Raw genomic sequence first — 22,762 nt, forward strand, 5'->3', positions numbered from 1 at the left:
CTTACGAGGTGCTTGCAGACAAAGGGAATCTTTAAGACCATCAGCGGAAACCAGGCAGAGCATCGTTACCCTCAATTGCCGGTGCTGTTTTTCTCTGGTTTTTTATGAGTTATGAGACCATCGTAATTGGTGATATATAGCTCAATTTCCGGCTGGATATCGAGGCAGTGGGCATTCAACAGCTGATAATAGTTCACTCTATGCAGTGGGTCATAGGGAAGCATTGGGTACTCCTTATGCTCTTTAACATAAAGATCTACTGCCTTTTGGACTTTATCAATCGTTATTGCTAGATTTTTTTCTTCCTCAGTGAAAATATCGTATGTTTCCTTTGACATATAAAAGTTTCGTGATGGAATTCCTTTCAGGAGGGGGGCAAGTTGTTCCATATCGATCCTGTTGTCTTCCTTGACAAGAATAGTTCGGTAAACGCCCTTGGGAAGATGTTCTGAATACGTGCGTACTGCTTTTTTTATCTGGTCAACGCTTGCCTCAATGATTGGCCAGGTGGTTTCCTTCGACTTTTTTTTAACCCTGGCATAGAAAATAATAAATTGGACCAATCCTGCAGTGGAACTCAATATAGTTAAATACGGAAATAAATCGAACATGAGGTCTAATAGCCAACCGATGATTAGCCAGACGAATGCAGTTGTAACTTTTATGCCGGCTGTTTCAGAAAATAAGTGTCTGCTGCTGCTCTTGTCTTTCTCCGTTTGCATCTTAATCCCTCCTTTCAAAGGCAGAAACTGCCATTGCTACTCCATAATCCATTAACCATTACAGGAGTCACATTATTTGTGTGAAGGCTTATAAAGAGACTGGACTTAAGATAACGCTGGTTTTGCCGATATATAGATAAGAGTCTGTCCTTTTGTGCTATTGTGGGAAGAGTCCAACCGGGCGATTGAAGCAGGGGGCGGGATGGGATAAAAAGGCGGATCAGTTTCTACCTATATTATATTAAATTCTCTTCATGATTGGTATGGTTCTGTTTTGAATATTATGAAAATAAGATTCGAAACAGGTCGATTATATGGCTGAATATTGTATAATATTTAGAAAGCTTCAATCTTTTTCCCGAAAATTGTCATGCGACTGGCTTGCATGTATCAGCTATTCCATAAAGGCAAATAAACCAGACAGAAACGAGGGGCAGGATGGATATTCCCCATATGTACATATTTGACTTGAATAATATAGCTTTGACCGTCGTTTTTTTAATCATTTCGTCCATAATGGGAGTTGAATTCAGCAGGCAAATCAAAAAGACGGTTAATAGAAAAAGACGTAAAATGGTCCTGTATTCGCTTCTTTTGGCTCTCACATTCTTGCTGACACATCTTTTTGTGATTATTTCTGCAGGCGTTCCATTTTCGACAAGCAATATTTATTTATTTTTTATGATATTTTTTGGCATTTGCGGAATTGGATCATACGCAGCTTTGAGTCTGGCGCAAAGGGATATTGCGAATACTGCTCAGTACGTATTCACTAGTCTATTAATAGCTGCCAGCATCATGGGGGCTGAATATACGGCATTCTATATAATCTTCAGGGAAGCTATCAAAGTTCAGCCGATTTTATCCATTATCTCCTTTTTAATGATATTGGTCACTTCATTTTCGCTCATCAGGTTTTTGATGCAGATTACCAACGAGGATATTTATGAGTTTGTAAAAAAGTATAAGTATACAGGCAGTGTCCTTGGCGGCATGGCAATGGGAGGTATCCCGTATATCGTCCTGACTTCGATGATGAACGTTACAGATGGAAGCGGCATACATTCCTACCTGGCGCCGTTCGTTTATATGGCCACAGCAAATTTATTATTCATGCTCGTACCGGACCTATTTGGCGAAAAACTGATCATGAAGAACGTCCAGTCTCATTTATCCTTGTTTACCCATAACCCTGATTCTGTATTCAGGGTCGACTTACAAGGTTATATTTTAAGTGTCAATAAAAAGGCAGTTGAGCTGACAGGCTATATGGCCAATGAATTAGCGGGTCTCCATTTCATTGATTTGATTGGGGGCAGCGAGGAAGAAAAGAAAATAAGGAAATATTTCATGAAAGTGCTCAGCGGTGAGACGAAATTGATTGAAACCACTCTGATAAGGGCGGATTCAACTTATGCCGACGTAAGAATCACAGCGGTGAGAATCATCGTTAAAAATACAACAGTTGGTGTCTTTGGAATAGTCAGGGACATAACAGAACAGAAAAAAGCAGACAAAATGATTGAGTATCTTGCATATCATGATGAACTGACTAATTTGCCTAACAGACGGAATTTAGAGAAAGTCATGGCAGTGCAATTTATTAAGGATGAAGGGTTTTCCTTGATCTATCTTGATTTTGATCGTTTTAAAAGAATCAATGATACATTTGGGCATTCATTTGGTGATAAGATTTTGGTTGAGATCGGCAGGAAGCTCTCAGAAGTTGTCCCGGAGGAATGCCTTGTTGCAAGAATAGGCGGAGATGAATTCGCGATTCTTGTTACTGGAGGGAATAAGCCAGACGGAGTTGCCAAAAAGATTGTGCATGCATTCCAGAGTCCGCTTTTTGCGGAGGGAATGGAATTCCTGATCACGGCTAGTATTGGGATCTCAAGGTATCCAGAAGATACGGATAATCTTGGATTATTGCTGAAGTTTGCTGATATGGCAATGTATAAGGCAAAAGAAAACGGTGCGAACCACTTTCAGTTTTTTGACCAAAGCATGGTGGACCATAACCTGAATAAGTTTGAACTTGAGAATGAATTGCGGAACGCTATAAATAGTGATTCTCTCACGGTTTTTTACCAGCCTAAGTACAATGCAGCAACAAATGAAATAACAGGGGCTGAAGCACTGGCAAGGTGGAAGCATGCTCGCCATGGAATGATTCCTCCAGGTGTGTTCATTCCGATTGCAGAGGAAGCGAACTTGATCGTACCTCTCGAGAGATTGATCATCAGGAAAGTGTTCAGTCAGCTTGTACAATGGAAGGGTCAGGGTTTTGAAGTTCCCCGCACTTCGATCAATATCTCGATCATCCATTTTTACCAGGAGGATTTCGTGAAATTTATGAGGCAAACACTTAAAGAATATGGACTTTATGGTGAATTGATTGAAATCGAAGTAACTGAAAGTATCATGATTAAGAAGGAAGATAGCATCAACGCACAGCTCCAGGCTTTAAGGGAGATTGGAATCGAGGTCAGCATTGATGATTTTGGCACGGGATACAGTTCATTGAGTTATTTAAGTAAGCTTTCGGTCGATCGTTTGAAAATTGACCAGAGCTTCATTTCACACTCCCAGGAAAACCGTGAAATCATATCCACGATTGTCTCTATGGCAACGAACCTAAAGTTAAAGGTGATTGCCGAGGGGGTAGAAACGGAATCTCAGATTGACCTGTTAAAATCACTGGGCTGCCACGAAGTCCAGGGATATTTTTACTCACCGCCATTGCCATCCAATGAATATGAAACGATGATGAACAGGGAACTTCAGGAGACATGACGGCCTTTTTGACTGACTGTGCTGATTATGTTACTATTCTTTTATGAAAAGTCCTCTAGGGTTCCGCAGCTTTTGCTGGACTGGTCCGAGAGAGGGCGCACAGGAATTGCCTGTGTACACGGAGGGATAAAAACCCGGGAGATATCTATGTGATATCTCCCGGTTTTTTTATGGTTAAGATATTTATATGGTTATTGAGTTGCGGATAATCCCATGAAGTTTTCTTAATCAAGCTCCGTCGCCTGCACTTTAAAATGAAAGGGGTAAGAAGTATGGCTTGGTTTTATTTAGTTATCGCCGGTATATTTGAAGTCGTTTGGGCCATTGGCCTGAAGTATACAGAAGGTTTCACCAAAGCAGTTCCATCGTTGATCACCTTGGTCGGGATGGCCATAAGCTTTTATTTTTTGTCTATGGCAGTCAAAACTTTGCCAATCGGTACTGCATATGCAATCTGGACTGGAATTGGAGCTGCAGGGGCAGTCATTCTAGGGATAGTTTTGTTTGGAGAGCCGCGTAGCCTGATGAGACTGATGTTCGTTGCCTTCATTCTGGTTGGGATCATCGGCCTGAAAGCAACATCCGGAAGCAATTAATCATATTCAGGAAGTAGGCTAGCAGAAAAGTACAGTCTGCTTTTTGAAATTTAATTTGAAATTTTCACCAATATATATTATGATGCCGGTAGGTACCTTTTATTACTAGGTAGGTGATAGGATGTTTAATCGTGAACTTTTAAAAGGGAGCACATCGCTTGTGCTGCTCCAGTTGTTGAATGAACGGGATATGTATGGTTACGAGCTAGTGAAAGAACTGGATAAGCGCAGTGACCACAGCCTGCAGGTAAAAGAAGGAACCCTTTACCCGGCATTGCATAAGCTTGAAAAGCAGGGATACATTGAATTTTACTGGCAGGAGCAGGAAAAAGGCCCGGCAAGGAAGTATTACCGGATTACTGATGAGGGCAGGGAAGTCCTTATAGAGAAAACGGAAGAATGGCAACAGTTCGTCAATGTCATGAACAAAGTGATCAGGAGACCGAAAAATGATCCAGTTAAAGACTGAATTCCTCAACGAGCTTGGCAGGCACCTGGGGAAGCATACGGACAAAGAACAAATTTTAGCTGAATATGATATCCATATCACAGAAATGCTTGAAGAGTTCAATGGCAGTGAAAGAGAAGAGGCGGATATTAGCACTGAACTTTATGCAAGGTTGGGGACTCCGGAAGAGATTGCAGATAGCTGGAAGGAAGAACTGTCAACGACCTCAATAAAAACTCAATGGGTTTTTATTTTGGCCAACCTGATATTCTTCGTTGGCGGCACCATCCTGACCCTGGTTCATAATCTTTTTGATTTCCCTTTCATTGACATGGCGTGGAAAAGCCTGACGTCGATACCAGCTGTGATCATTTTGCTTTACCTCTTCTTTTGGATACTGCTTGGATATGAAATAGGCAAAGGCTTTGGCCATAAGGGCAGGAGATTGATGAAAAAGACGTTCATTCTCTCCATTCTGCCGAACATCATTCTTATGAACTTGACTTTGTTCAACCTGATTCCGCATGATTGGTTCCAGCCGCTCCTAAGCCCCGCATTCATTTTTATTTGTATTTTGTTTACAGCACTATTGTATCCAATATGTTGGGTTGGATATAGATGGGGGAAAAGGGCTTCCATCTAATTTTTTTGTCATAGTACATAGAATTTCTATGTACATAGAATTATAAGGTGAATATATTTTTTGAATATATACCTAGTTATTCTAGGTGAGAGGAGAGAGTCAAGTGGAAGTGAAAATGAAAAAAGGTGACTGGATGTTTTTCCTGGTTTGTCTTGCTCTGGGGATCCTGGCTGAAAGGTCTTTCTTGAATGGGAAAATTGGCCTATCCTATCCTGTGTTTATTACTGTGTTTTATGGTGTGTTCTTCTGGAGGTATCGTTCATTTGCCTTCACCAATAAAAGGCTTGGACTTTTGATGGTTGCTTCAATATGGCTCCTTTCAACCAGCTTTTTTCTTCATTCGAATATGATTTTATATGTATTGAACTTCCTGGTGATTCCAGTGATGGTCCTTATCCAGCTTGTGCTTATTACTTATCCGCTTCATAATCAATGGCATAGATGGCCGTTCGTCCAAAATCTCTTTTTGACAGTAGGAGCAGCAATTGCCTATGTTTACAAGTTTTTAATGAATGCGGCTAAATTGGCAGTCAGAGGGCTTGAAGAAAGCAAGAGTGCAACGATCCGAAAAGTATTGATCGGCATGGCTATTTCAATCCCGCTATTGTTTGTTATCGTCAATCTGCTTGTCTCTGCTGACCAGCAGTTCGGAAACCTATTAGGCGCCTTCCCTCGCTGGCTTTTGGGATTGAAGATAGAGGAAGAAGTGCTGCGGACGATTGCGGTCACTATTTATGCATTGTCAATCTTTGGACTATTCCAGGTGCTAAGGAATAAGCAGCCGCTGCCTGCAAAATCCCAGGAGCCAAAAGATAAGATGGCATGGGACAGCGTGATCAGCCTGACAGTGCTTACTTTATTGAATATCGTGTATCTGTTGTTTGTCATTGTACAATTCCAATACTTTTTCAGTGAGACTCTAAAGGCAGGATTTACGTATGCTGAATTTGCACGCAGAGGATTCTTTGAACTTCTTTTTGTGACCATGTTGAATTTGTTGATCATATCCGCTATTGTTTCGTATGTTGATAAAGCTTCCAAATTTATGACGCTGGCTATTCGCTCTCTTCTTTCTCTGCTCGTCATCTTTAGCGGAGTGATGCTGTATTCAGCTTTTATACGCCTGTTCATGTATGAAGAGGCTTATGGATTCACTTTTGCCAGGGTACTGGCCCATTCTTTCATGGTTTTCCTGCTGGTGATATTGTGCTACTCCTTTATGAGAATATGGATGGAAAGGCTCTCACTAGTCCGCTTTTACATCATATCTGCCATCATTTTTTATACATTGATCAACACAGTCCAGCTTGACCGGTATGTTGTTGACCGTAATTTGGAGCGTTATTCAGAAACCGGAAAAATAGATATTTACTATCTGAACTCACTGTCTTATGAAGGAGTGGAGGGACTGGTGGAGCTATATAAGCTTAATCCAGACCACCCAGGTCTCACGGACTTGCTGCTGCAAAGGAGGCAAGAATTCCTGGATTCAGAAGAAAGCTGGAATACGATAAATATGGCCAGAAGAAACGCTGAAAAAGCGTTAATGGAACTGGAGATGCAGTAACAATGAAATATGGCAAAAATGAAAACAAAGGCGTCTTTGTTACTAGTTTTGTAACATATCAATGTGAATAATGATGATAAAATAACCTTAAGCCAAATAAAGGGGAGCCATGTGAAATGGAAGGGATATCTGAAATCATCAATCTCTTAAAAGGTATTGAAAGTTCGATTGACTCATTGAATAAAAGGACCGAAAACATAGAAAAAAGACTCGGCCGACTCGAAAAAGTCGATAGCATTGAGCATCGCGTAACATCAAACCAGATCGATATAACAGACATTAAAGACGCACTTGAAAGAATGGAAGAAGCACAAAGTGCAAAAATCGAAAACATGTTAAAAGAATTGCTAAGCAAAGCAGCAATGAAAAACAATACAGAATTCACCACGATCCACAAACGCCTTGATTCCCATCTTTTAAAATTGGGCAGGGTCGAGGAAGAAATCCTGATGGTCCAGCAAGAAAAATAGTTTTTTAGAGATTGCGATCGTGCAGTCTCTTTTTTTATATAATGCTTCCACAAAACTTTCATAAACTCTCAATCTCTTTATTTATAAGGGTCTGGAGGCTTTTTGAAGCAGTTATGTTAAGTTGTTCACAAAAAATTTCACTTTGCGGGACTAAGACGAAGTATTTGGAAGTTATGATTAATGTGTACTCATACATTGCCTTTATTAGGCAGATTAATAGTATATATTTTATTTGAGGTGAGTCCTTTGAAATACGATTTAGTCCTTCTTCATGCGCCAAGTGTTTATGATTTCAGGAAAAATGCGCTGCTGGCAGGCCCGATCAGTGACGTCGTTCCATCCTCTCCAGTATTCGAAATGTATCCTATTGGCCTGACAAGCATTGCGGAATATTTAGAACGCCAGGGCTTGCGCGTGAAAATTATTAATATCGCTAATCGAATGTTGATGGATGAAAACTTTGATGTCGAAAAGAAATTAAAAAAGATCAAGACACGGGCTTTTGGAATTGACCTTCACTGGCTGCCGCATGCTCATGGAAGTATCGAACTTGCGAAAATTGTGAAAAACCTTCACCCGGAAACTCCTATGGTTTTTGGCGGTTTATCTGCAACCTATTACCATAAAGAATTAATAGAATATCCATTCATTGATTTTGTCATGAGGGGTGATTCAACTGAAAAATTAATGCTCCTTTTGATCAACCATTTGAAAAATGGAACCCATCATCAGGGCGGGATTCCAAACCTTACTTGGAAGGACGGAGACACTCCAGTATACAACCCGTTAAGCCATGTTCCTGACAGCCTGGATGAATTTGATATACCGGGCTATCGATATACGATCAAGTCGGTCTTCAAGTATAAGAATTTCCTGGACCCGCTCCCCTATAATGGATGGCTTCAATACCCTAATACCGCGATTCTCACGGCAAAAGGCTGCACCCAGGGCTGCTTGATTTGCGGGGGCTCGAAGCAATCATACAAGGATAACTGCAATCGTAAAGTCCTGGCAAAACGCTCGCCTGCTAAACTAGTAGAGGACATTCTTTTCATCCAGCGCTTCAGCAGGGCTCCGATTTTCATTCTTCATGATATCCGCCAAGCGGGAAAGGAATATGTGGATGAGTTTTTTGAAAGGCTCAGTAAGATCAACTTGAAAAATGAGCTGGTATTCGAGTTGTTCCAATATGCGAACGAAGAGTTTTTTGAAAAGATTGAGAAGGCTGTACCAAAGTACAGCATTGAATTGACATTGGAAACACATGATGAGAAGATCCGCCGTTATAATGGCAAATTTAATTGCACAAATGCAAAAGTCATTGAAACACTGCAGGCTGCATTAAAGCATAGCTGCAAGAAGATAGATATATTTTTCATGGTTGGCATTCCGCACCAGGATTATCAAAGCGCCCTTGACAATGTCGAATTTTGTGAGGAAATTCATAATGCATGTGGAGGGGATAAACGTCTATCATACTTTGTCGCTCCGCTGGCACCATTCCTGGACCCGGCAAGCCCGGCTTTTGAAAATCCCGAAAAATATGGCTATAAGAAGTTCTGCCATACACTTGAGGACCATAGAAAAGCAATCACCCAGCCATCATGGAAATACATGCTCAGCTTTGAAACAGATTATATGACCAGGGATGATATTGTAAAGTCAACCTATGAATCTGCCAGAAGCCTCAATGCCTTTAAACTGAAGTACAGCCTTGTAGACCAAAAGACACATGATGAGGTGAATGAGAAAATCACCAGGTCGCTTGAATATATAGAGAAAATCGATGAAATTGTTGCTCTTCCCGAACAGGAAAAAAACCAGCAGTTAGCACTTCTTAGCAAGGAAATGGAAGAAGTGAACAAATACAGTATTTGCGGTAAGCATGAATTGAAATGGGAAGTGAAAAAGCACTATGCTGATATCTTCTCGCTGACGGCAATCGGAATAGAGCTGTTGGCAGAGGACATCTTGATCAATGCAAAACAGAAATGGAATGCCTATAATAAAAGAGTTGGAGAAGCCTCTAAAAGCAGGACGTGAATTTTAGAAGAGAGCCCCTAAGGACCTAATCCTGAGGGGCTCTTTTGCATGTTAATTACCTAAGTGGTTCCTGAAGTTAATCTTAAAAATGTTTAAAGTAGAACGAAATGTGAAAAGGTAAAGGAAAATATATTTAACTAGTAAAGCGGGTGGAGAAATGTCATCAATGATTGAATTTTTTAAAAGAGGAAATAAATCTTCGGGGATTGCTGCGGTTGGGAATACCTTCCTTGCAATCATCAAAGGGGTTGCTGCAGCTATCAGCGGAAGTGGTACGATGCTCGCGACGACACTTCATTCGGTTGCAGATGCACTGAATCAATTTTTTGTTTTCATCGGCAGTGCCATCTCGGAAAAAGAAGCGACAAAGCGATTTCCGACCGGATTTGGAAGAGTTGTAAACCTGTTCGTACTCGTGGCTGTCATCATCATTTCAATCATGGCATATGAAACAGTAATCAAAGGATGGGAACTGATCCAGCATCCAAAAGCTTCTTCAAATATGTGGTTGAATGTTATTATTATGATAATCGCAGTACTTGTTGATGGGGCAATCTTGATAAAAGCAATGAAGGAAATTGCTCACGAAACGAGAAGTGAAGCAAAGGGATTCGGAATAGTAGGAAATGCATTTAAGAATGTCAGTCTGGCTGCTCCGCCGACAAGACTAGTTTTCTATGAAGATTTGATTGCGACTTTTGGTGCACTGTTAGCACTTGTTTCGATTGTAATGGCCCATGTTACAGGATTTTATTTACTTGATGGGATTGGAACCTTACTGATTGGCATCCTGCTGATTGGGATTGCTTTGAAGATTGGTTATGAAAATACGGTTGGACTGATTGGTGTCGCCGCGCCTAACGTGGTTGAAAACAGGATTGCAAGGCTCATTCTATCCGATCCGGATGTAATTGACATCAATACGTTAAGGATTGTCCAGGAGGGCAGACAGTACCATGTCGAAAGTTATCTGGAACTCCGTAAAGGGCTGACACTTGCCGACGCTGATGATATCAAGTTCAGGGTCAGGGATAAGGTACTGACGGATCCAGATGTTGACGATGTAATAATGGGTATCATCGAAGCGGATGACGTCCAAAATTGGAAACTGTAAAATGTAAAAAACAGGCAGAGTTTGGTATCTGCCTGTTTTTGTTTAGTTTTAGCATGATACAGCCCTAGAACTAATTGGTTTTTCTATGAAACAACTTCAGTCTGGTTCATAAAAAAATTTTCCGCTGGCTTTTCGATTTCGGGTTGTTTACTTACTTCAATATATTTAATGTGGTGCTCTTCCATTTCAATGATCTTGAACGAATAGGATCCAAAGCAAACAACGTCGCCCTGCTTGACTTCATAATTTTCGGTAAGCATCCAGCCGCCGATTGTATCGACATCTTCATCGTTGATATCAATCGCAAGCATTTCATTTACCTCACTGACTAGCAATTTGGCATCGATGATATAATGACTTTCTTTGACTTTGCGAATCATCGGCACTTCATCCATATCGAACTCATCGCGAATTTCTCCCACAATTTCTTCAAGGATATCTTCTACTGTTACAAGCCCGGAAGTTCCGCCATATTCATCCATCAAGATCGCCATGTGTATGCGTTCTTTTTGCATCTTGACGAGCAGGTCGTGAATAGGGATGCTGTCAATGACCCGGATGATTGGACGAATATATGAATCTATCGCTTTTTTTCCGCGCCCCTGGTCATGGATCAGATCAGTCATGACTTCCTTGATATTGACAAGCCCGACAATGTGGTCCTTATCTCCGTCGATGACGGGATATCGGGTGAATTTCTCTTCCTTTACAATCTGGAGGAAGTTCTCCAGAGTATCCTCGATTGACAACGAAATGATTTCCGTACGGGGCACCATGATTTCCTTAGCGATCCGGTTGTCAAATTCGAAAATTTTATTTACATACTTAAACTCTGACTGGTTGATTTCACCACTTTTAAAGCTCTCAGACAGAATAATGCGAAGTTCTTCCTCAGAATGAGCCAAATCCTGTTCAGAGGCAGGCTTAAGACCGACAAGCCCAACAGCAAGACGAGCGGATCCGTTCAATAACCAGATGAATGGATACATGATCTTGTAAAAAAGGATCAGCGGACCAGCTGTATTCAGCGAAACCCATTCAGCCTTTTGAATCGCTAAAGTCTTAGGGGCGAGTTCCCCGACTACGACATGCAGGAACGTAATCGTCGCGAATGCAATCCCCACTGAAAAGACATGTCCGACGGATTCAGAAATAGCCAGGCTGTTGAACAATGGTTTTAGCAAATCGGCAATTGCCGGCTCTCCAAGCCAGCCTATTCCCAGAGCAGTGATTGTGATCCCAAGCTGGCAGGCAGAAAGGTACTCATCCAGATTGGATATGACTCTTTTTGCGAGCACAGCTTTTTTGCTGCCTTCCTCTATTAGTTGGTCGATTCTGGAACTTCTCACTTTAACAATCGCAAATTCTGAGACGACAAAAAATGCCGTTAAAGCAATTAAAATGGCTATCCAAACCAAGTTAAATATGTCCAAATAAGTTCCCTTAGCCCGCGGATTTGCGGGTAAGGAGTCACCTCCCAGTAAACTGAAAATTAAGCCTGGAGTTACAGGCTGCAAATAAATGATTACATTCATCAAGACATTTTAACGGCCCGTTCCGTGCGGCTGGATCAGCCAGGGCCAACATCCTGTTATGCTGTTCCTTCCGCGTTTACAGCTGTTAAATTCTCGATACGATAGATTGCCCCATCATACCACCTCAGCTTTATCATTTAAATTTTATTATACCATATCAAGAATAATTAAGGGGAACATTAATACGGTTTGATATCAATGTATGAAACGGACACATAAAGTATGAAGTTTATGTTCAAGTATATTGGAAAATTCAGATTTTAACAATTTAATGCTTTTCCAGGAGGGTCAGAAAAATTTCCCAATGTAAATAAAACCCTTTTTATGGCTTTTTTAACAGTTAGAGTTTGAAATTAGTTTAAATATTCAGTAAAATTTCTATAAAAAGGGAGGCTGTCTATGAGTATTCTTTTATCAAGTTTGGAAAGAAAGTTACATAAAGCCGAAAAGACGGATGAACAAATTTGGGTAGGTCCATCCCTGGATTTCATTTGCAAGAGAACTCCGGATGGTCTCATCAAATATGTTACACCAACCGTTTATTCCATGCTCGGCTATGAGCCATCTGAATTAGTCGGAAAACTGTACACTTTACTTGTTCACGCCGAGGATTATAAACGGATCTTGAATGCTGACATGCCCGAAGCTGAGGACGTATGCAGTCTCACTTACCGCATTAAGCGAAAAGACGGAGTGTATATCTGGGTGAATTCACAAATCTCGGTTGTTCGGCATCCTGAAACAAATGAACCATTTGAACTATTTTCAGTGACAAGTGATGTTTCTGCAAAAATCAAAACAGAGCATTTCATCCTTGAGTATGAAAAATTGAATGTTGTTGGCCAGCTTGCTGCAGGTATTGCACATGAAATCAAAAACCCTTTGACAAGCCTGAAAGGTTTTATCCAGCTTATGAAGTCAGGGAAAGAATTGAATCACAATTATTTAGCGATCATGGAAGAGGAAATAAAGCGGATGGAGACAGTATCCAAAGAGCTGATGATTATGGCAAAGCCGCATAAATCCGACTTAAAGTCCTTTGACGTAAATGACTTGGTTGATCATGCCATCACTCTGCTGATGGCTGAGGCAGCAAAAAAGTGCGTCGAAATAACCAAGCAATCTACACTTGAAGATGGAATGTTGCTTTGTGATGGGAATAAGATCAAGCAAGTGCTGATCAATATGCTGATGAACGCGATTGATGCGATGGATTTGCCAGGTGAAATAACGGTTGCGATTTCCAGATCAGTTGAGGAGTTGACTATTGCCATAGCTGATTCGGGTTCAGGAATCCCTTCGAAGGATTTGGACAGGATCGGCAAGCCTTTTTATACAACAAAGGAGAATGGGAACGGACTGGGTTTGATGATCTGCTATAAAATTATTGAAGAACATAATGGCAAAATCAATGTGGTATCGAATGGTGAAGGGACAACATTTACCATCAAGCTGCCAATCCGTTGATTTGCTTGATTCCAGTGCTTAAGAATAATGTACATGTCTTCTATGCCATTCTTTTGAAAGAAGCCCATATAAAAATAAATCCTGAAAATGTCCATTTAAGTATTCCCCATCACGTATGACACCCTCCTTGTAAAACCCAAGCTTCTTGGGGATGGCCTGGCTTTTATGATTGTCCTTGCCGCATCGGATCTCTATGCGGTTAAGCCCAAGCTCATAAAAAGCATGGTTTATGACTGCTTTCACTGATCTAATTGTAATGCCTTTTCCTTGCAGTTTTTCCGCCGTGTAGTAGCCAATGCTTGCCTGCGAGTTGCTCCAGTCAATGCCATGCAGGCTTATACTGCCTGCAAGGATCCCCCTGTATCGAATGCCAAAATGAATGCTGCTCCCTTCTTGATAATTTCTCTGCCACATTTGGATCACTGAAAAAAATTGACCGGGAGCTTGAATACCATCTATCCAGGGAAGCCACTCCCGCAAATAGCGACGATTAGAATCCACAAGCCAGAATAACTCCCCCGCTTCACGCGGCTCAAAAATTCGCAGTTCAAGTTCGGAATCAACTTTTAATGTTAACATAGGAACCTCCTTAAACTTTTCCTGATGGTAGTTTTGGCCATTTAGTTCGCTGTAGTTTAAGCCGGCCAAAAGAGGGAATAAAGCTTTACATTGTTTTTTAATTTTTTTTTGGGAGGAAGACTATGAAATTAACGACTAAGATTTTGATTGGCCTTGGACTTGGCGCAATGACCGGGCTGATCCTCAATATTTTCTCACCTGAATTGTTCACTGTTTTAGATAAATTCCTATTTACACCCCTTGGCAAGATATTCATCAATTTAATCAGTATGCTTGTCGTACCGATTGTCCTGTTTTCAATTATTCTCGGAACCGCTGGGTTAGGTGACCCCAAGAAACTTGGGAGGATTGGTTTTAAGACTGTAAGCTTCTTTTTAGGTACAACAGCGATTGCAATTACAATTGGTCTTGCGCTGGCATTTTTAATCAAGCCTGGCTTGATGGGCCAGTTTGATACCAGTGGAGCAGAATTCAAGGCTGAAAAGGCCCCTCCGGTAAGCGAAACCTTTTTAAATCTTATTCCAGCGAACCCGTTTGAAGCACTTACTGCTGGCAATATGCTGCAAATTATCGTGTTTGCGCTATTTATCGGGATTGCTTTAACAGCACTGGGTGACAAAACAAAAGGGATACTAAATCTGGTCGAACAAGGTAATGAGATCATGATGTATCTGGTAGGCCTTGTCATGAAGTTTGCTCCTTATGGAACTTTTGGTTTAATTGCTACGGCTATCGGAAGTCAGGGAATCGATGCCATCAAGGCGATGGGAGTATATATGATCGTCGTTGTTCTGGCTCTCGTTGTCCATGCGATTATTACTTATGGATCTGGTGTCTATTTCATTGGTAAGAAAAATCCATTTTGGTTCTTCAAGCAATTCTCCCCGGCGATGGGTGTTGCCTTCGGTACATCGAGCAGTAATGCAACACTTCCGGTTTCAATGGAAACAGCACAGAAGAACCTTCGTGTTCCTGAATCTGTCAGCAGCTTTGTGCAGCCTCTTGGAGCGACAATCAACATGGACGGCACAGCAATCATGCAGGGGGCAGCTACCGTCTTCATCGCACAGGTATACGGTGCCGACCTTACAATGGCCGAGCTTTTAACGGTTGTCCTGACTGCAGTGCTTGCAAGTATAGGGACGGCAGGTGTTCCAGGTGTTGGTTTGATCATGCTGGCGATGGTACTCCAATCAGTAGGCCTGCCAGTCGAAGGGATTGGACTAATACTTGGCATCGACCGTCTGCTCGATATGGCTCGAACGGCTGTCAATATTACTGGCGATGCAGCTTGTGCGGTCATTGTCTCTGAATCTGAGAAAAAGCATGCGTTAAGGCCTGAGAAAAGTAAAGTGAAAAAGGTGGCGGACGACCGCTCCCTTGAATATTTAGATTAAAGTAGAAGAGACCCCGCCGTTGCCGGCGGGGTCTCGTTGTTCAGGTATATGTCAGATTTCGATCTTTGTCAAAGGCAGCAGCATGATAAAAGACGTTTTGTCAGGTTCTGATGAACAGGCGAGTATGCCTTTATGCTTTTCGATGATTTCCCTGCAGACGAACAATCCAAGTCCGGTTCCAAGTGTTTTGGTCGTGACGAATGGCTCAAAGATGGTTTTTAACAAATTGTCGGGTATGATTGGCCCATTATTCGAAATTTCTATTTTGATATGGGTATCATTCACGAAATATCCTTTTATTTCAATCTGTGGATCATCACGGTACTGGCTCAATACGTCAATGGCATTGAAGATGATGTTGATGAGGACCTGCCTGATTTCATCAGCATAGCCGTACAAATCCATATCCTCGGCTATATCCTTGATCACCCGGACATTCGTGTCAAGGATGCTGGGATACAGGAAATTTAAAACCTCATCAATCATTTTATTCAAAGAGAAATGCGTTTTTTCTTTTCCAATCAGCTCTTTTTTTGATAGCAGCAAGAATTGCGAAATCCGGAAATTCAGTTGTTCAAGCTCGCTTGAGATGATATCGAGATACTTCATATCTTGATGTTCAGATCTTAAGAGTTGGATGAAGCCCTGAATAGAAGTCAGCGGATTGCGGAATTCATGGATGAAGCTAGACGTCATTTGCCCAAGCAATGTCAGCCTGTCTTTATGTGTTGAATCTATGAACTGGTTCTTTTCCTCGATGATCTTGTTTTTTTGTTCATTATAATAAGATACAGCGTAATACAAAAAGGTATCGAAACAGTAATTGATCGAGTTGATGGCTTCTTGCATTTCTGTCCATTCCATATTCATTTTATGAAGATGTTTGTATAGAACGGAGCGTCCGGAATTGACATTATAGACAAAATCGCCAATGTTTATGTCAGCACGTACTCGTTCTTCTCCGACCATGAAAGCAAGCTCCTGAATATGTTCTTCCAATTCCTCACTTGTCTTGGAAAACACCGAGAGAATGATTGCATACATTCTCTCAGCGTTCCTGCTTATTTTCTCTTTATATGGATCATCTTCTGAGACGATGATTTTTTCCGTCCAGTCAGCTATGAGGTTTTCTTTTTCACTAGTCAGGAAGCTAAGCAATCGGTTATCCGTAATTGGCAGCATTTCATTAAGTCCCCCAGTTTTTCATTTCGGTATTAAAGATTCGAGGAAAAATCTTAAATCCCTTTGTCGAATATTAAGAACATCCGCTGAATTGCGTCGAATAGCTAAAAACGTGACAAAAGAAGGATTTTTTTAGCAACATTGAAAGAGTTTTGTCTATTGTGTCATCGACATTTATTGAGAAGTGCAGAGTTTGCTGACAGGTTATACTTGTTATTAAATTGAAGAAGTAGTATATTCATAGTGTAGAAACTAAATAATAACCACAAGGGGAGCTGTGTGAAGCAGCTGAGAGTGAGCGGCCGAGTTCTTACCCTTTGAACCTGTTAGTTAATACTAGCGAAGGAATGTGGATGCGATAGGAAAGCAATCTTGGGAATCCTATATCGATCCCCACGATTGCTTTTTTTGTTTCTGAAGCAGAAAAGGCGTGTTAGAAACGGACCTCATTCTGAAAAGAAGGAGGAACAAAACATGAAACAAAAACAAACTCTCTTTTTAGTGGAAATAGCCGTATTTTCCGCACTGGCTTATTTGCTTGATTTATTTTCCGGGTTTTTATTTTCAAGAATCTGGCCCCAGGGCGGGTCAGTGTCGATTGCGATGGTGCCTGTATTCCTGATGGCATTCCGCTGGGGAATAAAGGGCGGCGCAATAACTGGGCTGCTATTGGGACTCTTGCAATTCATCCTTGGTTTCTCGCAAATATACCACCCTGTACAGGGATTCATCGATTATTTGGTGGCATTTACTGTGCTGGGAGTTGCCGGTATTTTTGCAAGGCAGGTCAAGGAGAACATCCAGAGTGGGAATAAGAAAAAGTGGATTGGTTTGATCATCGCTGGTACCTTCATTGGAAGCTTGCTACGCTTTATCGCTCATTTCTTTTCGGGCTGGATCTTTTTCGGTGTATGGGCGCCAGAAGGACAGCCAGCGTGGCTTTATTCCATTATCTATAACGGTACTTACATGATCCCGAGCATGATTTTAAGTGCAATTATCATTATTCTGGTCATCGGCTATGCACCATCGAGAATGGTTAAGTCGACAGCTGTAAGCAATAAAATGTAGTAGATAGGGGAGCTGAATAGCTCTCCTTTTTTTTATGCGCGTTTTATACATATAAGTGTATGTAATGGGAATGAAGTGATTCTCGGTAAAAGTTTTGTCAATTATATGGAGTTTGCAATAAATATACGTTGCAAGCTTAATCTTAGTGATTTATGTCACAGTGCAACTCGACTTCAACTGGTTAAATAAAGATAATCATTCTCATTTAGAAAAATGAATCATCAAAGGGTTTCATAATAACTATTAAATCTAAAAAAAGGTGATGGCTATGCTGGGTAAATTAAAGACTGGTGAAAAAGGCCGGATCTTGAATATTGCTAGTGCTGACAAATTTGTCAGAAGAAGATTGCTTGATTTGGGAATAGCAGAAGGCTCTGAAGTGTGCGTAAAATGCATACTGCCTTTTGGCGGCCCAGTGATGGTTGAATCCTGCGGGCAATGCATCGGCATTCGCCGCAAAGAAGCATTAAGGATTGAAGTGGAGCGAGTATGATGAATATTGCACTCATTGGCAACCCCAACACTGGAAAAACTTCATTGTTTAATAACTTAACAGGTTCCTATGAATATGTCGGGAACTGGAGCGGGGTAACGGTCGAGAAGAAAGTTGGCCTATTAAAAAATGGCAGGGACCAGCTTATTGACCTTCCTGGGGTGTATACCCTCAATCCACTTTCTAAAGATGAAGGTGTTGTGACGAATTTTTTCCTGAATGAACCATTCGAAAAACTTCTGAATATCCTGGATGCTTCTCAGTTAAGGCGCAATCTTCACCTTACTATGCAGCTGTTGGAATACGGTGCACCTGTCATTATTGGTTTAAACATGCTGGATGTGGCTAAAAACAGGGGGATTCAAATTGATATTGCTAAACTGTCTCAATCATTGGGCGTGGCTGTAGCACCTGTTGTTGCCAGGTCAGGCAAAGGATGTAATGAACTTGCAGAACTGGTGACTGGCGGAGTTATCGGCATCGGGAAGTCGAATCTCATTTATTATGGAAAAGCGATTGAAGCGGGCATCCTGGAGCTTGAGACCAAACTGGCCGGAAAGACGGAACACCCGATTCGCTGGCTTGCACTTCAGCTGTTTGAAGGCAACCCCTATGTGAAAAATCACCTGGAAACAATACTTTCACTGGATGAGCTTGACACACTGGTCAACCATGTTTCGGTTTCCGAACAGCGAAATTCGGGCAGTAAACAAGCGCTTGACCAGATCATCCATCGCAAGCGCAGTGAAGCGATCGATAAAATAGTATCAGAGGCAGCCACCACAATGGAAAATAAAAAGATTCCATTGACAGAGAAGGTTGATATGATCGTAACGAATAAATTCCTGGGAATCCCGATTTTTCTTGTATTGATGTACATGATGTTCATGCTTACGTTTGACTGGCTTGGCTTCCCGCTCTCTGATGCCTTGGATTCACTTCTGTCCGGACCAGTAACATCAGGTATCACAGCAGCACTGACTGCAGCGGGTGCTTCCTCATTCATCAAGGACCTGGTTCTTGATGGGATTGTAGCTGGAGTAGGGGGAGTCCTCGTCTTCGTGCCGCAAATCTTCATTTTGTTCTTCTTCATATCCTTGCTTGAGGATTCAGGTTATATGGCTCGTGTCGCGCTAGTTATGGACCGGTTAATGGAATCAGTCGGCTTGAATGGAAAGGCATTCATCCCGATGATGATCGGATTTGGCTGTAATGTACCTGGCATCATGGCAGCAAGGACCATTGAGACACCGAAGGAAAGGCTGATGACCATCCTGCTGACTCCGCTTATGTCATGCTCGGCGCGGCTGCCTGTTTACGCCTTGTTTGTCGGAGCGTTTTTTTTAGAACATAAAGCAACTGTAGTTCTGAGTTTGTATGTGTTGGGGGTAGTGATCGCTCTTTTGCTGGCAAAGGTATTCTCGAAAACCTTATTGAAGGGTGAAACTTCTGTATTCGTCATCGAGCTTCCCCCATACAGGCTTCCGCAGGCGAGAGCGCTTTGGAGAAGCACATGGGATAAGGGGAAAGGATTCGTGAAGAAGGCAGGAACATTTATTTTTGCCGGCTCCGTCCTGATCTGGCTGCTTGCCTACGCTGGCCCGGAAGGCGTGAATGTAAGCATGGATGATAGCTATTTAGCGGTTCTTGGAGGTATTTTCTCACCGTTATTCGCCCCCATAGGCTTTGGGACATGGCAGGCCAGTGCCTCACTTTTCACTGGTTTCCTGGCAAAAGAAGCTATTATTTCGACAATGAACATCATTTACTTTGTACCAGATGAAGCTAGTCTGCAAGGCTTGCTTGCTGCTCATTACACACCATTAGCTGCATACAGCTTCATGGCATTTATCCTATTATACGTTCCTTGCCTTGCAACTGTAGCAACCATTTATAAGGAAACTGCTTCCAAACGCTGGACAGCTTTTTCAATCACTTATGCCCTGGTTATCGCATATGCATTGTCTCTGGTTATTTATCAAGGCGGTAAGTTGTTAGGACTAACCTAAGCCTTGAAGGAGGAAGGATCTATGATCGCAAACATTTTGATAGGCGGAGCCATATTCGGGTATGCCGGCTGGGCCTTCTGCCGATTCATCAAGAAATCAAAGGAAGGAAAATGTGCTGCCTGCTCCATCCAAAGCTCATGCTCAACCAACTGCAGTAGTATCAGCCGGGAAAAACAAGCAAAATAAATCAAAAGGAATGCAGTCCTCTGCATTCCTTTTTTTTTTCGAAGAGCATGCAGTACGACATATTAAAAGCATAGGTATTGAACATGCACTATAAAAGCAATGAGCATGGCACCAATAATATAAGGGGGAAGAAAACGCGGCGGACCAAAAACAACATTGAGTTTAAAGGCAATCATATTAAAATTTAATGCTCTTTTCTCAAACTTTGTTGTTATTGACTACAAATAGGATTGAATGTTTATTCGGAAAGTTTACTCTATTGTGAGAAAAGAGCATGCAAACTTAATACCGTCCTGCAAAATGGCTCACATTACATTATAATCGGCTTTGGGATTTTAACAACAATCTTTACGAAACCAGCCAAATTTAAAGTGCAAAACTTGCGGTAAAATAAAAAGTATTTTTAATTCTAACTAATTTGGTGTAAAATTACACCAAAAGCATTTCAAAGGAATGAAGCGGATGACTAGGGATGAAATTATTAGCAGGGTATCGGAAAAAGTAAGGGTGCTGCGGGCAGAAGTTGGTTACACACAGGATAAAATGGCTGATATCATTGGAATCTCCAAGAAGACACTTGTCCAGATTGAAAAGGGCAGGGCTCAGGCCGGCTGGTCGACAGTCGTGGCCATAGCTGCCCTGTTCAGGGAAACAGAGACCATCCAGTTTTTGTTCGGCAATGAACCACTAGAGGTACTTGAAACCATCGCACATGAAGGTACAGACTATCGAAAAGAAAAAACATTGGGCGGCAAAGTCTGGTGGCGTGAAGTTTCAAGAGTTGGCGGATTTGTAATGCAGCAGAACATCCTTAGCCAGCATTACAGGATTCTGGATCAAGATGATTTCAGGATATTCAGCAGCTTTGAAGAAAAGGAGACAATGGAGCGGTTAGAAGAAATTGCAGCTGAAGCATTGAAGGGATAAAGCAAGAAATTGATGAAAAAAGCAGCCGGGTAATGGCTTAAACCCGGCTGCTTTTGATTTTATTTAGCGATTAGTACATGGCAGTGAGCGTTATTGGCAACCTTTTGGCTTACTCCACCAAGAAGCTTGCGCTTGATGCCTTCTTTTCCAGACTGGCCAATGATGATCAAATCAGCCTTTACATCTTTAGCATACTCCACAATACTCTCGGATGGACTTCCTTCAAGGATGGAGTATTCAGTGTCGATGTGTAGCGCATCAAGTTCAGCTCTTGCGTTATTAAAGGCTTGTTCAGAGCTGTGGGTTATGATTGAGTGCTCTGATTTATCAAGTGCACCTTGCTCCATAGCCAGTGGAGGGACCTGGATCCCATCTGCCGGGAAGTTATTGATTGGCAGATGCTCAATGGGGCGCTCAGTCGTTTCAACCAGTTCGCTTTTAATTTCCTCTTCATAAACATGGCCTACATACAATTTGACCCCATCTTTTTCATTAGTGAACTCCTTAGCCAGCTGCAAGGCTTTCTTGCTGCCTTCAGAATCATCGTAAGCGAGCACCACTTTTTTTATTCCAGCCATATAGATCAACCTCCAAGATTAGTTCTTCTTATAGTTCATTACCCATTTTTAAAATAGAACTAACCGACCTAATAATTTCCATATACCCTCAAAAAACTTCAAATAGTGGCGAACCTTGTTGTATAGCTTTTCAAATTACTGGGGTAGGGAGTGTCCGGTATGATATCTCATTCTCAAAAGCCAATTCATCCGACAATACGGAAATGCATGCAGCACCTGGATGTCATTCAAGCAGATGATAAAACCAAGCAAATCGTCTATATGTATATGGAAACACTTCTCCGTGAAAGTAATATGGCAGCTGCCTGCGAGCAGGCACCCATAGAATCACAGATTCATAATTAATAAGAACAGTTGAAGCTTATTTTAAGAAACTACCGCAGATTTTCGGAAAATCTTGCGGTATTTTTTTGTTGTTTGTCTGAAGAGATGCCAGGTTCGGACAAAAAAAGGACTCATGCCAGCAGTTTTGTCTGAAGTGATGCCAGGTTCGGACAAAAAGAGGGCTCAGGCAAGCAATTTTGTCTGAAGTGATGCCGTGTTCGGACAAAAAGAGGGCTCAGGCCAGCAGTTTTGTCTGAAGTGATGCTGGGTTCGGACAAAAAGAGGACTCATGCAAGCAATTTTGTCTGAAGTGATGCCGTGTTCGGACAAAAAGAGGGCTCAGGCCAGCAGTTTTGTCTGAAGTGATGCTGGGTTCGGACAAAAAGAGGACTCATGCAAGCAGTTTTGTCTGAAGTGATGCTGTGTTCGGACAAAAAGAGGGCTCATACAAGCAATTTTGTCTGAAGTGATGCCATGTTCGGATAAAAAGAGGACTCAGGCAAGCAGTTTTGTCTGAAGTAATGCCAGGTTCGGACAAAAAAAGGACTCAGGCAAGCAGTTTTGTCTGAAGTGGTGCCGTGTTCGGACAAAAAAAGTGCTCATGCAAGCAGTTTT

Annotated in this window: 21 protein-coding genes and 2 riboswitches; of the genes, 16 read left to right on the forward strand and 5 right to left on the reverse strand. The window is 41.7% G+C overall.

Translation table 11 applies throughout. The features are described from left to right. Positions 1-71 precede the first annotated feature (71 nt). Positions 72-722: a DUF3939 domain-containing protein gene (locus J7E37_RS20375; RefSeq protein WP_214781710.1), complete on the reverse strand. Its 651-nt coding sequence runs from the start codon at positions 720-722 to the stop codon at positions 72-74. Positions 723-1,160: 438 nt separating this feature from the next. On the opposite strand from J7E37_RS20375, the gene J7E37_RS20380 reads away from it, so the two are divergent. The 8 genes from J7E37_RS20380 to J7E37_RS20415 all read left to right on the forward strand — a co-directional run bounded on the left by J7E37_RS20380 (position 1,161) and on the right by J7E37_RS20415 (position 10,399). After that, positions 1,161-3,518 (forward strand): sensor domain-containing protein, encoded by a 2,358-nt coding sequence (locus J7E37_RS20380; RefSeq protein ID WP_215026672.1) that lies wholly within the window; start codon positions 1,161-1,163, stop codon positions 3,516-3,518. A 44-nt stretch (positions 3,519-3,562) separates the two neighbouring features. Continuing rightward, a riboswitch (guanidine-I (ykkC/yxkD leader) is annotated at positions 3,563-3,661 on the forward strand. Between the two features lie 129 nt (positions 3,662-3,790). Further along, entirely contained in the window at positions 3,791-4,114 is a 324-nt protein-coding gene (gene sugE, locus J7E37_RS20385; RefSeq protein ID WP_214781716.1) for a quaternary ammonium compound efflux SMR transporter SugE, read from the forward strand. Positions 4,115-4,235: 121 nt separating this feature from the next. Next, on the forward strand, positions 4,236-4,583 hold the full coding sequence (locus J7E37_RS20390; protein ID WP_215026675.1) for a PadR family transcriptional regulator: 348 nt from the start codon (positions 4,236-4,238) through the stop codon (positions 4,581-4,583). Beyond that, positions 4,564-5,205 carry an HAAS signaling domain-containing protein gene (locus J7E37_RS20395; protein ID WP_214781719.1) on the forward strand — a complete coding sequence of 214 codons (642 nt, stop codon included), beginning with the start codon at positions 4,564-4,566 and terminating at the stop codon, positions 5,203-5,205. Before J7E37_RS20390 ends, J7E37_RS20395 begins: the two co-directional genes overlap by 20 nt. A gap of 103 nt (positions 5,206-5,308) precedes the next feature. After that, positions 5,309-6,772 (forward strand): DUF4153 domain-containing protein, encoded by a 1,464-nt coding sequence (locus tag J7E37_RS22555; protein ID WP_214781721.1) that lies wholly within the window; start codon positions 5,309-5,311, stop codon positions 6,770-6,772. Between the two features lie 116 nt (positions 6,773-6,888). Beyond that, positions 6,889-7,242, forward strand: a complete 354-nt coding sequence (locus J7E37_RS20405; protein ID WP_214781723.1) for a hypothetical protein — start codon at positions 6,889-6,891, stop codon at positions 7,240-7,242. Positions 7,243-7,488: 246 nt separating this feature from the next. Beyond that, positions 7,489-9,285 carry a TIGR04190 family B12-binding domain/radical SAM domain protein gene (locus tag J7E37_RS20410; RefSeq protein ID WP_215026678.1) on the forward strand — a complete coding sequence of 599 codons (1,797 nt, stop codon included), beginning with the start codon at positions 7,489-7,491 and terminating at the stop codon, positions 9,283-9,285. Positions 9,286-9,442: 157 nt separating this feature from the next. Further along, positions 9,443-10,399, forward strand: a complete 957-nt coding sequence (locus J7E37_RS20415) for a cation diffusion facilitator family transporter (RefSeq protein WP_214781727.1) — start codon at positions 9,443-9,445, stop codon at positions 10,397-10,399. 83 nt (positions 10,400-10,482) lie between these two features. Here J7E37_RS20415 and J7E37_RS20420 read toward each other — a convergent pair whose 3' ends face one another. Next, complete coding sequence (locus J7E37_RS20420; RefSeq protein ID WP_251009789.1) at positions 10,483-11,832, reverse strand: hemolysin family protein; 1,350 nt, start codon at positions 11,830-11,832, stop codon at positions 10,483-10,485. 501 nt (positions 11,833-12,333) lie between these two features. Here J7E37_RS20420 and J7E37_RS20425 point away from each other — a divergent pair. After that, positions 12,334-13,401 carry an ATP-binding protein gene (locus J7E37_RS20425; RefSeq protein WP_214781731.1) on the forward strand — a complete coding sequence of 356 codons (1,068 nt, stop codon included), beginning with the start codon at positions 12,334-12,336 and terminating at the stop codon, positions 13,399-13,401. A gap of 18 nt (positions 13,402-13,419) precedes the next feature. Here the strand turns inward: J7E37_RS20425 and J7E37_RS20430 are convergent, their stop codons facing one another. Beyond that, positions 13,420-13,980 (reverse strand): GNAT family N-acetyltransferase, encoded by a 561-nt coding sequence (locus J7E37_RS20430; protein WP_214781733.1) that lies wholly within the window; start codon positions 13,978-13,980, stop codon positions 13,420-13,422. 122 nt (positions 13,981-14,102) lie between these two features. Here J7E37_RS20430 and J7E37_RS20435 point away from each other — a divergent pair, with 122 nt between their 5' ends. Further along, positions 14,103-15,377, forward strand: coding sequence for a dicarboxylate/amino acid:cation symporter (locus tag J7E37_RS20435; RefSeq protein ID WP_215026681.1), 1,275 nt, complete (start codon positions 14,103-14,105; stop codon positions 15,375-15,377). A 51-nt stretch (positions 15,378-15,428) separates the two neighbouring features. Here J7E37_RS20435 and J7E37_RS20440 read toward each other — a convergent pair whose 3' ends face one another. After that, positions 15,429-16,559, reverse strand: coding sequence for a histidine kinase N-terminal domain-containing protein (locus J7E37_RS20440; RefSeq protein WP_214781737.1), 1,131 nt, complete (start codon positions 16,557-16,559; stop codon positions 15,429-15,431). A gap of 258 nt (positions 16,560-16,817) precedes the next feature. Then, positions 16,818-16,924: riboswitch (TPP riboswitch) on the forward strand. A 109-nt stretch (positions 16,925-17,033) separates the two neighbouring features. Here J7E37_RS20440 and thiT point away from each other — a divergent pair. The 5 genes from thiT (at position 17,034) to J7E37_RS20465 (ending at position 21,245) form a co-directional block, all read left to right on the forward strand. Beyond that, positions 17,034-17,630: an energy-coupled thiamine transporter ThiT gene (gene thiT / locus J7E37_RS20445; protein ID WP_215026684.1), complete on the forward strand. Its 597-nt coding sequence runs from the start codon at positions 17,034-17,036 to the stop codon at positions 17,628-17,630. A 268-nt stretch (positions 17,631-17,898) separates the two neighbouring features. Next, positions 17,899-18,123 (forward strand): FeoA family protein, encoded by a 225-nt coding sequence (locus J7E37_RS20450; protein ID WP_214781741.1) that lies wholly within the window; start codon positions 17,899-17,901, stop codon positions 18,121-18,123. Continuing rightward, positions 18,123-20,132, forward strand: a complete 2,010-nt coding sequence (gene feoB / locus J7E37_RS20455) for a ferrous iron transport protein B (protein ID WP_215026698.1) — start codon at positions 18,123-18,125, stop codon at positions 20,130-20,132. Before J7E37_RS20450 ends, feoB begins: the two co-directional genes overlap by 1 nt. A gap of 21 nt (positions 20,133-20,153) precedes the next feature. Further along, positions 20,154-20,318, forward strand: coding sequence for a FeoB-associated Cys-rich membrane protein (locus tag J7E37_RS20460; protein ID WP_214781745.1), 165 nt, complete (start codon positions 20,154-20,156; stop codon positions 20,316-20,318). 462 nt (positions 20,319-20,780) lie between these two features. Continuing rightward, complete coding sequence (locus J7E37_RS20465) at positions 20,781-21,245, forward strand: helix-turn-helix transcriptional regulator (RefSeq protein ID WP_214781747.1); 465 nt, start codon at positions 20,781-20,783, stop codon at positions 21,243-21,245. 59 nt (positions 21,246-21,304) lie between these two features. On the opposite strand, the gene J7E37_RS20470 is transcribed toward J7E37_RS20465, so the two are convergent. Beyond that, the gene (locus J7E37_RS20470) at positions 21,305-21,823 is read right to left on the reverse strand and encodes a universal stress protein (RefSeq protein ID WP_215026688.1); all 519 of its coding nucleotides are present in this window, start codon (positions 21,821-21,823) and stop codon (positions 21,305-21,307) included. Between the two features lie 159 nt (positions 21,824-21,982). Between J7E37_RS20470 and J7E37_RS20475 the strand changes: the two genes are divergently transcribed. After that, entirely contained in the window at positions 21,983-22,168 is a 186-nt protein-coding gene (locus J7E37_RS20475) for a hypothetical protein (RefSeq protein WP_214781751.1), read from the forward strand. The last annotated feature ends 594 nt before the right edge of the window (positions 22,169-22,762 follow it).

Source organism: Bacillus sp. ISL-39 (assembly GCF_018613295.1).
Classification (GTDB): domain Bacteria; phylum Bacillota; class Bacilli; order Bacillales; family Cytobacillaceae; genus Mesobacillus.